Genomic DNA, 13,909 nt, shown 5'->3' on the forward strand with positions numbered 1-13,909 from the left:
TGACGGGAAGAGAGGGAATGTCGCGGGGCCGCTGGGTCAGCGGTCGGAACACTCGTAGTCGACCGTCGCCGGGCTCTGCCCGAACATGTAGGACTGGACGGCGTGCGGGTCCACGGCGGCGTCCACGATCTCCACCGGCTCCTCGGTCACCACGCCGTCGACGATCCGGAAGGAGCGGATCTCCTCGGTGTCGGGCTCGCGGGTGGAGACGAGCAGGTAGTGCGCCCCCGGCTCGCCGGCGAAGGAGACGTCGGTGCGGGAGGGGTAGGCCTCCGTGGCGGTGTGCGAGTGGTAGATCACCACCGGCTCCTCGTCACGGTCGTCCATCTCCCGCCACACCCGCAGGTGCTCCATCGAGTCGAACTCGTAGAACGTCATGGAGCGGGCGGCGTTCTCCATGGGGATGTGCCGGGTCGGGGTGTCACTGCCGGCGGGACCGGCGACCACGCCGCACGCCTCGTCCGGGTGGTCCCGACGCGCGTGGGCGACGATCGCGTCGATGATCGACCGGTCGATGCTCAGCACGCCGCCCAGCGTAGCCCCTCGCCGACGCCCGCAGCGAGGTGGCGCGGGTCACGGTCAGTCGATCATGGCGTTGAGCAGGGATTCCTGGAGATAGCCGAGATAGGCGTAGACCGAAAGCTGGAACACCCGGCTCGACGACGGGTCGGCGGCCACCGCCTCGTCCAGCTCCGCGCCCAGGTCCGTGCCGTCCTTGATCTCCAGCCGGACGCCCATCGCGAGGCGGGCGTCGTTGAGGGCCCGCAGCCACGCCTCGGCCGCCTCGGCGTCGAGCTGCACCTCGCCACCGGCGGAGTCGGGCAGCGCGGCGAGGACCGCCCCGGCCTGGTCGATCTTGCCGGTCTTCAGGTCGCCCTCGGTGTACTTGCGGAACTCGGCCGTGCCCGCCGAGTCGTCGGGGTAGACCTCGGGGAAGAGCCGGCCGACCACCGGGTCGGTGTGGTCGAAGCCCTCGGTGAGCAGCCCCACCACCTCGGAGGCCACCTTGCGCAGCACCCGGACCTCGTCCACGGCCAGCGTGGCGACATACCGCTCGCCCCGGCGACGGAACATGCTCACGACCTCTCCACCGTGGCCCACAGCCCGTACGCGTGCAGCTGCGCCGCGTCGTGCTCCATCCGCTCCCGGGCCCCGCTGGAGACCACCGCCCGCCCCTTGTGGTGCACGTCCAGCATGAGCTTCTCGGCCCTCTCCCGGCTGTAGCCGAACAGCTTCTGGAAGACCCAGGTCACGTACGACATCAGGTTGACCGGGTCGTCCCACACGATCGTCACCCATGGCCGGTCGGAGACCGGCACCTCTTCGGTGTCCGGGGTCTCGACCGGCGCAACCTGCGGAGCCGCCATGCCCCCCATCGTGCCACCGGTCGCGGGGAAGCGATGAACCGGAACGCCGGACGGGCCCGGATCCGCCGCCGCGCCGGCGCACCGGGCCGGCCCGGCCGGGCACCGCCGCCGCGCGGCGGGCCCGCCGTCAGGCGAGCAGGATGCCGTGGTCGAGGGCATCGGCCAGCACCGTGTCGAGCGAGAGGCGGACCGCCTCGAACCGCCGGGACACCTCCCGGGTCAGCTCCAGCTCGACCTCGCGCAGCGCCCGCTGCGCCCAGGCCCGGGCACCGCCCGGGTCGTCGTTGCCGGGGCCGCGCCAGCGCTGCCAGCACGGGCCGGAGAGCGCCACGGCGACCGGCGGGAGCACCTCGGCGCGCTCCGCGCCCGGGTAGCCGCGCAGCGCGTCGGCCGCGCCGGGGCCGGCCAGCTCCGCCACCCCGGCGGTGCTGGTGACCAGCAGCACCCGGTCGAGGCCCCGGCCCGCCGGATGGTCGTCGAGCCCGAACCGCACGGCCTCGACGATCCGCCGCCGTACGCCGTCGGAGACCGGGCCGCCGAGGACCCGCTCGGCGGCATCGTCGCAGATGCCCCGCACGGCCTGGTCGCACAGGGCGGTGGCGAGCAGGGAGAGCGCCTCCAGCTCCCGGTCGAGCAGTTGCGGCAGCCCGGCGCACCCGACCCCGAAGACGATCTCCTGCACCACCCGCAGGTGCATGTCGGCCAACTCCAGGGCGACGTCCTGCCGGATCCGCTGGGCGCAGGACCGGGCCTGCCGCTCAAGCTGCCCGGCCCAGTCGGTCGCCTCCACGCCGGGCAGCACCGGCACCCGGTCGTGCGCGCCGGGCGGCTCCGGCGGCTGGGCGCTGCCCCGGCGCAGCCCCTCGTCGGCGGCCCACCCCACGATGGCCCGGCGCAGCGCCTCGGTGTCGTCCGGGCGGGCCGGGTACCACCGCGCGCGGGCCAGCCCGGGCACGGCGGCGAGCAGCGCGGCGCGGTGCGCGGCGACCACCGCCCCGGCCGGATCCGCCGCCCCGGCCAGCTCGGACGGTGGCCCGGCCAGCTCAGCCGACTCGGGCGGCCCGGTCGACTCGGGCGAGTCAGCCGGCGCGGGCGAGTCAGCCGGCGCGGGCGGCGCGGCCCAGCCCGACAGCCCCGGGGTGACGACGACGAAGACCTCTGCCGACGAGCCGGCGACCTCGGCCAACAGGTGCCGCTCGGCGGCGGTGAACGCCTGGTCGGCGGCGATCACGAAGAGCAACGCCCCGGCCCGGCCGACCGCGTCGAGCAGCAGCCGCCCGCCGGCGAGGCCGAGGGTCCCGGTGTCGGGCGTGTCGACCACGGCGAAGCGCCGCAGCAGCGGCTCGGCGACGGTCAGCTCGACCCGGCGCGGCGGTCGGGCCAGCGCCGGGCCCGCCGCCGAGCCGTCCGGCGCGTACGCGTGCGGCTGCCGGTAGCCCGGCACGTACGCGGCCCGCGTCGGCACCCGGGCGTGGTCGACCAGCAGCCAGCTCCCGGGTGGCACGGCGAGCCGCTCCGGGGCGAGCCCCAGCAGGGCGGCGAGCACGTCCCGGCGCGCGGCGCCGGCCGGGCCGGCGGCGACCACGGCGATGGGCTCGCCCGCCGGCGGCTCGGTGACCCCGAGCCGGGTGGGCAGCGGGGCGCGACGCGGCAGGGCGGCGGGACCGCCCGGCTCGTCGGGCACGTCGACCCCGGGGAGAGGGCCCGGCTTCATCAGCGGCCTCCCGGTGCGGGCGGCCGCGGGGGACCCGGCCGCGTGGATCATCCGGCGGTAGCACCCGGATGCAGAAAGGCTACGTTTTCCGGACAGCTTGTTCGCACCCGTCGGATACTCACCGGTAATCGACAGGTTACTCAACTTCTCCGCGTGACGGTGCCCGCACAGACGGATGACGGTCGATATGCTGCCCGGATGAGTCGGTGGGACTTCGTCGGCCGCCGCGCCGAGCTCGACCACCTGCTGGTCGCGGCGACCGGCGCGGCCGAACGCGGGCTCTTCCTCAGCGGCTCCGCCGGGGTCGGCAAGAGCCGGCTGCTGCGCGAGGCGCTCGCCGCCGTCCCCGCCGACGGGCACGCCGTCTGGTCGGTCTCGGCCAGCGCCACCACCGCCGCCCTGCCCTTCGGCGGCATGGTCCAGGTGCTTCCCGCCGAGCCGCCGCAGGGGCTCTCCCCCGCCGGCGTGCTGCGCTGGGCGGTCGGCCAGCTGCAACAGCAGGCCGCCGGGCGGCGCATCGTCCTGGCCGTCGACGACGCGCACCTGCTCGATCCGCCCTCGGCCGCGCTGGTGCACCTGGTCGCCCGCGCCGAGAACACCACGGTGATCGGGACGCTGCGCGACGGCGAGCAACTGCCGCTGCCCATCCGGGCACTGTGGACCGACGGCCTGGTCGACCACGTGGAGCTGGCCCCGCTGGGGCGCTCCGACACCGTCGGGCTGCTCGCCGCCATCCTCGGCGGTCCCGTCGACGCGGGCTCCGCCGACCGGCTGTGGCGGCTCTCCGGCGGCAACCCGCTGCTGCTGCGCGAGCTGGTCATGGCCGCGCCGGCCGACGAGCTGACCCGCACGTACGGCGTCTGGCGGTGGACCGGGCGGCCGGCGCTGGCCCCCAGCCTCACCGACCTCATCGACACCCGCATCGGGCGGCTCACGCCGGGGGTGCGGGCGGTGCTGGAGCTGGTCGCCTTCGGCGAGCCGCTCGGGCTGCACCTGCTCGACCAGGCGGTGGAGCCGGCCGACGTGGAGACCGCCGAGGAACGCGGGCTGATCGCGGTGGAGCACAACGACCGCCGGATCGACGTGCGGCTGGCGCACCCGCTCTACGGGGAGATGATGCGCCGCCGCTGCCCGGTCAGCCGCACCCGCCGCCTGCAGGCCCGCCTGGCCGCGCTGCTGGAGGCGGTGGGGGCCCGCCGCCGCGACGACCTGCTGCGGGTGGCGGTCTGGCGGCTCGACTCCGGCACCGCACAGGACCCGGCGCTGCTGCTCGGCGCGGCCGCGCAGGCGTTCGCCCGGTACGACGTACCCCTGGCGACCCGGCTGGCCCGGGCGGCGCTGGACGCCGACGGCGGCTTCGACGCCGCGGAGCTGCTGGCCACCCTCCTGATGTTCGCCGACCGGCCGGAGGAGGCGATCGCGATGCTCGACTCCGTCGCGCCGGACGCGACGGAGCAGGCGAGGTGCGTGCGGTGGCTGACCGTCCGCGGGATGGTCAGCTACTGGGGGCTCAGCCGGGAGTCCACCGTCGACGAGATCGCGGCGCGCGGGGCGGAGCTGACCGACGCCACCGACCGGGCCCGGGTGCACGCCTTCGAGGCGATCATGCGGCTGCACCGGCTGGACACGGCGCGGGCGGTGCGGCTGGCCCAGGCGGTGCTGGACCGCCCGGCCGCCGGCGTGGCCGCCCGCGAGCTGGCCCGCTGCACCCTCGCCCACCTCCAGGCCGCGCAGGGGCAGCTCGCCCGCAGCGGCGCGGCCATCGAGCAGGTGCAGGCCGAGGCTGCCCGCTGGCGCGGCGACATGCCCTACCTCCAGCTCGCGCTGGAGCTGGCCCGGGGCACCCGGCTCGCGCTCGCCGGCGACCTGGCCGGCATCGACGCCATCGTGGCCGACGAGTTCGCCGACCTGGCCGGGGCGGGTGACTTCCGGCTCGGCACCGGCTACCTGGCCATCCTCCGGGCGTACGCGGCACGGCTGCGCGGCAGCAGCGGCACGGCGCTGAAGACGGCCCTGGAGGCGTGCGCGGTGCTCGCCACCAGCCGGGTGTACGCGGGCCTGGCACACGCCGAGCGGGCGCAGGCGGCGGCGCTGCGGGGCGACGCCGCGCACGCCGCCGAGGCGATGGCCGAGGCGGACCGCACCCACGCCCCCGGGATGGCGGTGCTCTACCCCTGGCTGGAGCAGGCCCGGGGCGCGGTGCTCGCCGTGTGCGGCGACCCGGCCGGCGCGACCAAGCACCTCGCCGCCCTCGCCGACCGGCTCCGCGACGACGGGCTCACCGGCCACGAGCTGCTCGTCCTGCACGACCTGGTGCGGCTGGACGCCGCCGCCACGCCCGTGGGACCGACCTGCACCGACGGCGGCCGGCGGACGGTCGCCCAGCGGCTCGCCGAGCTCAGCGAACGGGTCGACGGCCCGCTGCCGCCGCTGCTGGCCCGGTACGCCCGGGCCGCCGTCGCCGGCCCGGCCGACGACCTGCTCGCGGTCGCCGACGGCCTCGCCGCGCTGGACCTGCGGGTCTGGGCCGCCGAGGCGGCCGCGACGGCGGTGCACCGGCTGCGCACGGGCCGCTCCGGCGCGGCGCTCGCCGCGCACGAGCGCCTCGGCGAGCTGCTCGGGCTGTGTGACCAGATCGACACCCCCGCGCTGCGGCTCGGGGAACCCGCCCTGACCGACCGGGAGTGGGAGGTCGCCCGGCTCGCCGCCGAGGGGGTCACCAGCCGCGCCATCGGGGAGCGGCTCTTCCTGTCCAGCCGCACGGTCGACAACCACCTGCACCGGATCTACCACAAGCTCGGCGTGACCGGCCGGGCCGAGCTCCGTGCCGCCCTGCGCTGGCTGCCCGGCTCCGCCAGCGGGCGGCTCTCCCCGGGCTCCGCCGGCGGCCGGCCCCTCCCCGGCCCCGCCGGTGGGCGGCCCGTCCCGGGCCAGGAGGGCGAGCCGGGGAGGTGAACTCTAGGCTGGGCAGGTGAGCACCTTTCGCCCCGCGCTGCTGACCGACCACTACGAGCTGACCATGGTCAGCGCCGCCCTGGCCGACGGCACCGCCGACCGCCCGTGCGTCTTCGAGGTCTTCAGCCGTCGGCTGCCCACCGGCCGCCGCTACGGGGTGGTGGCAGGCACCGCCCGGCTGATCGACATGATCCGCGACTTCCGCTTCTCCGCCGACGAGGTCGACTTCCTGCGCCGCACCGGCGTCGTCGACGACACCGGCGCCGACTGGCTGGCCCGTTACCGCTTCACCGGCGACATCGACGGATACGCCGAGGGCGAGCTGTTCTTCCCCGGCTCGCCGATCCTCACCGTCTCCGGCGGCTTCGCCGAGTGCGTCGTGCTGGAGACGCTGGTGCTGTCGGTGCTCAACTACGACTGCGCGGTCGCCGCGGCCGCCGCCCGGATGGTCACCGCCGCGCGGGGCCGCGCGCTGATCGAGATGGGCTCCCGGCGGGCCCACGAGGAGGCGGCCGTCGCCGCAGCGCGGGCCGCGTACCTCGCCGGGTTCCGGTTCACCTCCAACCTGGCCGCCGGCCAGCGCTACGGCATCCCGACCGCCGGCACCGCCGCGCACGCGTTCACCCTGCTGCACGACGACGAGCGGGCCGCGTTCGCCTCGCAGGTCGCCACGCTGGGCAAGGACACCACGCTGCTGGTCGACACGTACGACATCAGCCAGGGCATCCGCAACGCCATCGCCGTGGCCGGGCCCGAGCTGCGGGCCGTCCGGATCGACTCCGGCGACCTCGCGGTGATCGCCCAGCAGTCCCGCGAGCTGCTCGACTCGCTCGGCGCCACCGAGACGAAGATCATCGTCTCCGGCGACCTCGACGAGTACGCCATCGCCGCGCTCGCCGCCGAGCCCGTCGACATGTACGGGGCGGGCACGGCCGTCGTCACCGGCTCCGGCGCGCCCACCGCCGGGCTGGTCTACAAGCTGGTCGAGGTGGCCGGGCGGCCGGTGGTCAAGCGCTCCGAGCACAAGGCCACCATCGGCGGCCGGAAGGTCGCGGTACGCCGGCACAAGCCCACCGGCACGGCGACCGAGGAGGTCATCGTGCCGCAGGGCGTGCCCGACCGGCAGCCGCACGACCGGCTCCTGCAGCGGACGTACGTGGCCGGCGGCGAGCCGGTCGAGCCGCCCACGCTGGACGAGTCGCGGGAACACCTGCGGCAGTGCCTCATCTCGATCCCCTGGGAGGGCCTCAAGCTCTCCGCCGGTGACCCGGCGGTCCCGGTGACCGTCGTCCCCGCCGGCTGACCGCCCCGCCCGCCACCGACCTACCGCGAAGGAGCACCCCTGGCATGGCGAACGCGCTGATCATCGTCGACGTGCAGAACGACTTCTGCGAAGGCGGCTCCCTCGCGGTGGCCGGCGGCGCCGGCGTCGCGGCGGGGATCTCCCGGCTGCTGGCCACCGAGCCCGACCGCTGGGACCACGTGGTGGCGACGAAGGACTACCACGTGGACCCGGGCGCGCACTTCGGCAACCCGCCCGACTACGTCGACTCCTGGCCCGCGCACTGCGTCGTCGGCACGCCCGGCTCGGAGTTCCACCCCGAGCTGGCCACCGACCGGATCGAGGCGATCTTCCACAAGGGCGAGCACGCGGCGGCATACTCCGGCTTCGAGGGGCACGCCGCAGACGGCGAGCGCCTCGCCGACTGGCTGCGCGCCCGCGGGGTCGACCGGGTCGACGTGGTCGGCGTCGCCACCGACCACTGCGTCCGGGCCACCGCCCTGGACGCCGCCCGGGAGGGGTTCGCCACCACCGTGCTGCTCGACCTCACCGCCGCCGTGGCGCCCGCGACCCTGGACGTCGCCCTCCGGGCGATGGACGGCGCCGGGGTGGCGATGACCGGCACGCCGGTGATCACGGCCACCTGAGCGGGTAAACCGCTGGCGGGTGTCACACCCCCGGTCGAGGATGTCGGGCGGAGGTGTCCCACCGTCGTGAACATGTCGCCCTACCGGCAGGCGCTCGCCCTGCCCGGCCTCCGGTCGCTGCTGCTGGTGTCCGTGCTCGCCCGCGTCCCGCTCACCGCGACCGGAGTGACCATCACCTTCCACGTGGTGCTCAACCTCGGCCGGGGCTACGGCGCGGCCGGCCTGGTCGGTGCGGCGATGACCGTCGGCGCGGCGCTCGGCGGCCCGCTGCTCGGCCGGCTCGTCGACCGGCGCGGCCTGCGGCCGGTGCTCGTGCTGACCACCGTCGCCGAGGCGATCTTCTGGTCCACCGCGCCGACGCTGCCGTACCCGGTGCTGCTGCCGGCCGCGTTCGTCGCCGGCCTGCTCGCCCTGCCGATCTTCTCGGTGATCCGGCAGTCCATCGCCGCGCTCGCGCCGCCCGAGCACCGCCGCCCGGCGTACGCGCTGGACTCGATGTCGGTGGAGCTGTCGTTCATGGTCGGCCCGGCCCTCGCCGTGGCGATGTCCACCGCCGTGTCCGCCCGGGTCACCCTCTACGCGGTCGGCGCGGGCATCGTCGCCGCCGGCGTCACCCTCTGGCTGCTCGACCCGCCCACCCGCGCCGCCGACGAACCCGCCACGCAGCGGCGACGGGTGCCGCGCCGGGAGTGGCTGACCGGCAGGCTGGTCGCCGTCCTCGCCGTGAGCCTCGCCACGACCCTGGTGCTCGGGGGCACCGACGTCGCGGTGGTCGCCGTGCTGCGTGCCGGCGGCGAGGTCGGCTGGACCGGGGTGGTGCTCGCCGCGTGGGCGGTCGCGTCGCTGGTCGGCGGCTTCGCGTACGGCGCGGTCAGCCGCCCGGTCTCGCCCCTGGCCCTGGTCACGGTGCTCAGCCTGTGCACCATCCCCGTCGGGCTCGGCGGGGCGCACTGGTGGCTGCTCTGCCTCGCCCTCGTCCCGGCCGGGATGCTCTGCGCGCCGACGCTCGCCGCGACGGCCGACACGGTCAGCCGGCTCGTCCCCGCCGAGGTGCGGGGCGAGGCGATGGGCCTGCACGGTTCGGCGGTGACGGTCGGCATCGCCCTCGGTGCGCCGCTGGCCGGCGCGGTCATCGACGCTTCCGCCCCGCCGTGGGGCTTCGTGGTCACCGGCGCGATCGGGCTGCTGGTCGCCGCCGCCGTGCTCTCCGCCGAACTGCGCCGCCGCACCACCCCGACGATGACCACTCCGACCGTGGCTACTCCGGCCGTGACCACTCCGACGGTGGCCGCCCCGGCTCCCGCGTCGGACCCGATCCCGCCGCTTCCGGCCGAACCGGTCCCCGCGTCATCGGCTCCTGATCGCCCCGCCATGTCGGCGACATAGCGGTATCCCACCCCCTCCAACCCCGCCATGTCGCCGACATGGCAAGCGACCCCCACCCGTCGCGCGCCGCTCAGTCGTCCCGCCGATCAACTCTGACGCTTTCCTCTTGATCACCGGAGTGGGGGCGCCCGGTGCTCGCCCCTCGTCGGGAGGCGGGTGGTGGGAGGCGGGTGGCGGGTGGTGGCGCGCGCAGCCCGCAGGGCACGCGGCGGGGCAGGGCGTGGGGGCAGCGCGGTGGGGCAGCCCGTTCGGGGTAGCACCCGGCGTCGGGTGGAAGGGCCCGGACGGCGACGGGCGCCGCACCCCTGGGGGGTGCGGCGCCCGTCGTACGGGTTGACCGAGCGGGTCAGCGCTGGTCGAGGTTGCCCGCCTTGTCTTCCTGGTAGCTGGCCCCGTTGTCGGATTCGCTGGTCAGCGGCTTGGAGCCGCCCTCCGGCGGGCCGGCGAGGCTCTGGCCGGCGGCCAGCTCGGGGAACTTCGCGTCGAACGCGGGGCGCTCGGAGCGGATCCGGGGCATCCGGTCGAAGTTGCGCAGCGGGGGCGGCGAGGTGGTCGCCCACTCCAGCGAGTTGCCGTGGCCCCACGGGTCGTCGACCTCGACCACCGGGCCGGTCTTGTACGACTTCCAGCAGTTCCAGATGAACGGCAGGGTCGAGATGCCGGTGATGAACGCCCCGATCGTGGAGATCATGTTGAGCGTGGTGAAGCCGTCCTGGGGCGCGTAGTCGACGTACCGCCGGGGCATGCCCTCGTTGCCCAGCCAGTGCTGCACCAGGAACGTGGTGTGGAAGCCGATCATGGTCAGCCAGAAGTGGATCTTGCCCAGGCGCTCGTCGAGCATCCGGCCGAACATCTTCGGGAACCAGAAGTAGATGCCGGCGAAGACGGCGAACACGATCGTGCCGAAGAGCACGTAGTGGAAGTGCGCCACCACGAAGTACGAGTCGTGCACGTGGAAGTCCAGCGGCGGGCTGGCCAGGATCACGCCGGTGAGGCCGCCGAAGAGGAAGGTCACCAGGAAGCCGATGGCGAAGAGCATCGGCGTCTCGAAGGTGATCTGGCCCCGCCACATGGTGCCGATCCAGTTGAAGAACTTCATGCCGGTCGGCACGGCGATCAGGTAGCTCAGGAAGCTGAAGAACGGCAGCAGCACCTGGCCGGTGGAGAACATGTGGTGCGCCCAGACGCTCATCGACAGGGCGGCGATGGCGATGGTCGCGGCGACCAGCCCCTTGTAGCCGAAGATCGGCTTGCGGGAGAAGACCGGGATGACCTCGGTGATGATGCCGAAGAACGGCAGCGCGATGATGTACACCTCGGGGTGGCCGAAGAACCAGAAGAGGTGCTGCCACAGCATCGGGCCGCCGGTGGCCGGGTCGTAGACGTGCGCGCCGAGCAGCCGGTCGGCGGCGAGCGCGAAGAGCGCGGCGGCCAGCAGCGGGAAGATCAGGATCGCCAGCAGGCTGGTGACCAGCATGTTCCAGGTGAAGATCGGCATCCGGAACATCGTCATGCCGGGGGCGCGCAGGGTCAGGATCGTGGTGATCAGGTTGACCGCGCCGAGGATGGTGCCCAGACCGGAGATGGCCAGGCCGACGACCCACATGTTCGCGCCGACGCCCGGCGAGTGCTCGGCGGTGCTCAGCGGGGTGTACGCGGTCCAGCCGAAGTCGGCCGCGCCACCCGGGGTGAGGAAGCCGGCGGTCGCCATCGTGCCGCCGAACAGGTAGAGCCAGTACGCGAAGGAGTTCAGCCGCGGGAACGACACGTCCGGGGCGCCGATCTGCAGCGGCACCACGTAGTTCGCGAAGGCGAACACGATCGGCGTCGCGAAGAACAGCAGCATGATCGTGCCGTGCATCGTGAACAGCTGGTTGTACTGCTCCGGCGACAGGAACTGCAGCCCCGGGCGGGCCAGCTCGGCCCGCATGATCAGCGCCATCAGGCCGCCGATCATGAAGAACGCGAACGCGGTGACCATGTACATGATCCCGATCTGCTTCGCGTCCGTGGTGCGCAGCAGCCGCGCGATTGCCGACCCCTTGACCGGCTCTCGGACCGGCCAGGGCCGGGTCACGACCGGCTTGGGTGCGACGGTGGTCACGAGTGGCCTCCGGTTCTGGGTTGTCCCGCTCGGCACGCCCTGGTTATCTGCGAGCCGTCATCCGCAAGGAGGATAGTCCCCGGCAGGTGGGGGTGCCGCGTGGGGTGGCCGGCTACGATCACGCCCCGTTCGCGCGCGCTCGCGCCGGCGCGACCGAGGCGCGACCGACCGCCCCCGCGCGCCGGGGCGACCCACGGCCCCGCTCACACCGGCTTGACCAGCAACCCGTAGTGCGCGCCGAAGATCTCCGCCCCGCGCCGGCGCAGGAACGGGTCGCGCAGGGCCGGCGGCACGTCGCGGGTGCGGTTGCGGTCCCGGGTCCGGTCCCGCACCCACTGGGTACGCGGCCGACGGCGGCTCTCGTACGCGACCAGCGCCTCCTCGACCGTGTCGGTGGTGGTCAGCGACTCGGCCAGCACCACGGCGTCCTCCAGGGCCATGGCGGTGCCCTGCGACAGGGTGGGCGCGGTGGCGTGCGCGGCGTCGCCGACGAGCAGCACCCGCCCCCGGGACCACCGGCCCAGCTCGACCTCCTCGGTGATGCCGACGTGCACCTGCTCCAGGGCGTCGAGCACCTCGGGCACCGGGCCGGCGTACGCGCCGAACAGCTCGGTCAGCCGCGTGATGGGGTCGGCGGGGGCGGCGGTGCCCACCTCGTCGGCGTAGCAGTAGAGCCGGCCGGCCCCGAGCGGCACGACGAGGAAGCCGGCCTGTTGGCCGAGCAGGGCGGTCCACTCGTCGACGCGCGGGCCGCCCCGGACGACGCCGCGGTAGACGACGTGCCCGGCCGGGCGGGGCGGCCCGCCGAGCGCGGCGAGGGCGCGCACGGCCGAGCGGGGGCCGTCGGCGCCGATCACCAGGTCGTACTCGGCGGTGGTGCCGTCGGCGAAGGTGATACCGACGGCGGCCGGCAGCGGCTCGACCTCCCGCACCTCGACGCCGTGGCGGACCTCGCCGCCGGCCCCGGTGAGCAGCACCCGGTGCAGCTCCGACCAGGGCAGGGCGCGGCATTCGCCGACGTCCGCCCAGAGCGAGCCCAGGTCGACCTCGCAGAGCGGGTCGCCGGCGGCGTCGAGGAAGCACTGCCGGCGGATGACCTGCCCGAGGGGACGCACGGGGCCGTCGAGGTCGAGCCCGCGCAGGGCGCGGGCCGCGTTGCCGGGCAGGTAGAGACCGGTGTCGACGAGGGCCGAGGCCGGCAGGCGCTCGGTGACGTCGGGCCGGAGGCCCACCCTCCGCAGTGCCCGGGCCACGGCCAGACCGGCGATGCCCGCACCGACGACGAGGATGCGCAGGGGGGAGCCACCCATCGTGGTGTACGCCTCCGGGGGGTAGCGGCACGCGTTGGAGGCAAGACACTACTCGGTGCGATCGACGCACGCCAGGGCCGTTCGTCTCGGGCGGGTCGACCCTCGACGGGTTGCGTCGATTGCCGGGGGACGGCCCACGGACCGGCCGGCTGGGCGAAAAAGTTGTTCCGCGAGGTGAACGCTGTTCCGTCGGTGCGCCGATCCATCGACGACCACTAAAGTGTCGAGGGTGACGGCGGACGACGCGCACCGGGCGGTGAAGTCGGCCGGTCGCACGCTGGACGTGCTGGAGGCGCTGGCGGCGGCCGGCGGCCCGCGCCCGCTGAGCGAGCTGAGCCGGACGCTCGGCATCCCCAAGAGCAGCCTGCACGCGCTCCTGCGCACCCTGCTGTCGCGGGGCTGGGTGGAGACCGACGACGGCGGCGGCCGGTTCGCGCTCGGCCTGCGGGCCCTGGAGGTCGGCGCGGCGTACCTGGGGCGCGACGGCGCGACGGGCCTGCTGGGCGGCGTGCTCGACCGGCTGACGGCCCGGTTCGGCGAGACCGCGCAGCTGTTCCGGCTCGACGGCGGGTCGGTGGTGCTGCTGGGCCGGCGGGAGTCGCCGCACGCGCTGCGCGCGTACCACCCGATCGGCTGCCGGCTGCCGGCGCACGCCACGGCGGCGGGCCGGGCGCTGCTCGCGCAGCGGCCGGACGACGCGGTGGACCGGCTGCTGAGCTGGCCGCTGCCGGCCCGGACGGCGAGCACGGTGACGGGGCCGGCGTGGCTGCGCGCCGAACTGGCGGCGGTGCGCGAGCGGGGCTGGGCGGCGGAGGCGCAGGAGTGCGACCCGGGGCTGGCGGCCGTCGCGGTGGCGGTGCCGCTGCGGCAGCCGGCGACGGAGGCGATCGCGCTCTGCGCGCCGGTCGCGCGGCTGGGGCCGCAGACCCGGGCGCGGATGGCCGCCGCGCTGGTCGAGGTGGCCGCGCGGGTGGGCGCGGGGCGACCCCTGCTGGCCGGGGATTCGTGGCCGCCGTTCGACGGGCCGAACGGCGATCCTCCGCTAGCTTAACCGTTTCATTTGCGCAACGGTTTCAAACATGTAAATGTGTCGGCGGAGCGTGGGAGCGCTCCCGCACCGCACACCGACCCGTCCCGTCCCGAC

The 13,909-nt window shown here is 75.1% G+C and carries 11 protein-coding genes; 5 read left to right on the forward strand and 6 right to left on the reverse strand.

The features are described 5' to 3' along the window. Positions 1-36: 36 nt before the first annotated feature. The 4 genes from ACVMYR_RS08290 to ACVMYR_RS08305 all read right to left on the reverse strand — a co-directional run bounded on the left by ACVMYR_RS08290 (position 37) and on the right by ACVMYR_RS08305 (position 3,081). A complete protein-coding gene (locus tag ACVMYR_RS08290; protein ID WP_074473645.1) occupies positions 37-525 on the reverse strand; it encodes a Mov34/MPN/PAD-1 family protein in 489 nt (162 codons plus the stop codon). A 54-nt stretch (positions 526-579) separates the two neighbouring features. Further along, positions 580-1,074 carry a DUF2017 domain-containing protein gene (locus ACVMYR_RS08295; RefSeq protein ID WP_176734059.1) on the reverse strand — a complete coding sequence of 165 codons (495 nt, stop codon included), beginning with the start codon at positions 1,072-1,074 and terminating at the stop codon, positions 580-582. 2 nt (positions 1,075-1,076) lie between these two features. After that, positions 1,077-1,367 (reverse strand): ATP-dependent Clp protease adapter ClpS, encoded by a 291-nt coding sequence (gene clpS / locus ACVMYR_RS08300; RefSeq protein ID WP_043962170.1) that lies wholly within the window; start codon positions 1,365-1,367, stop codon positions 1,077-1,079. A 127-nt stretch (positions 1,368-1,494) separates the two neighbouring features. Then, positions 1,495-3,081 (reverse strand): hypothetical protein, encoded by a 1,587-nt coding sequence (locus ACVMYR_RS08305; RefSeq protein WP_457121480.1) that lies wholly within the window; start codon positions 3,079-3,081, stop codon positions 1,495-1,497. A 198-nt stretch (positions 3,082-3,279) separates the two neighbouring features. Between ACVMYR_RS08305 and ACVMYR_RS08310 the strand changes: the two genes are divergently transcribed. From ACVMYR_RS08310 to ACVMYR_RS08325, 4 genes are all read left to right on the forward strand, one after another. Continuing rightward, complete coding sequence (locus ACVMYR_RS08310; protein WP_457121481.1) at positions 3,280-6,036, forward strand: LuxR C-terminal-related transcriptional regulator; 2,757 nt, start codon at positions 3,280-3,282, stop codon at positions 6,034-6,036. A 16-nt stretch (positions 6,037-6,052) separates the two neighbouring features. Beyond that, entirely contained in the window at positions 6,053-7,339 is a 1,287-nt protein-coding gene (locus ACVMYR_RS08315; RefSeq protein WP_043962169.1) for a nicotinate phosphoribosyltransferase, read from the forward strand. Between the two features lie 44 nt (positions 7,340-7,383). Continuing rightward, positions 7,384-7,965, forward strand: a complete 582-nt coding sequence (locus tag ACVMYR_RS08320) for an isochorismatase family protein (protein ID WP_396791635.1) — start codon at positions 7,384-7,386, stop codon at positions 7,963-7,965. Between the two features lie 72 nt (positions 7,966-8,037). Next, on the forward strand, positions 8,038-9,351 hold the full coding sequence (locus ACVMYR_RS08325; RefSeq protein ID WP_457121482.1) for an MFS transporter: 1,314 nt from the start codon (positions 8,038-8,040) through the stop codon (positions 9,349-9,351). A 346-nt stretch (positions 9,352-9,697) separates the two neighbouring features. Here the strand turns inward: ACVMYR_RS08325 and ctaD are convergent, their stop codons facing one another. Together ctaD and ACVMYR_RS08335 are read right to left on the reverse strand one after the other, a co-directional pair. Next, positions 9,698-11,455: an aa3-type cytochrome oxidase subunit I gene (gene ctaD, locus ACVMYR_RS08330; RefSeq protein WP_077936479.1), complete on the reverse strand. Its 1,758-nt coding sequence runs from the start codon at positions 11,453-11,455 to the stop codon at positions 9,698-9,700. A 203-nt stretch (positions 11,456-11,658) separates the two neighbouring features. After that, on the reverse strand, positions 11,659-12,765 hold the full coding sequence (locus ACVMYR_RS08335) for an FAD-dependent monooxygenase (RefSeq protein ID WP_077936478.1): 1,107 nt from the start codon (positions 12,763-12,765) through the stop codon (positions 11,659-11,661). A gap of 229 nt (positions 12,766-12,994) precedes the next feature. On the opposite strand from ACVMYR_RS08335, the gene ACVMYR_RS08340 reads away from it, so the two are divergent. Next, entirely contained in the window at positions 12,995-13,816 is an 822-nt protein-coding gene (locus ACVMYR_RS08340) for an IclR family transcriptional regulator (protein ID WP_457121483.1), read from the forward strand. Positions 13,817-13,909 lie beyond the last annotated feature (93 nt).

The sequence above is a fragment of the Micromonospora sp. PTRAS2 genome, from assembly GCF_054052245.1.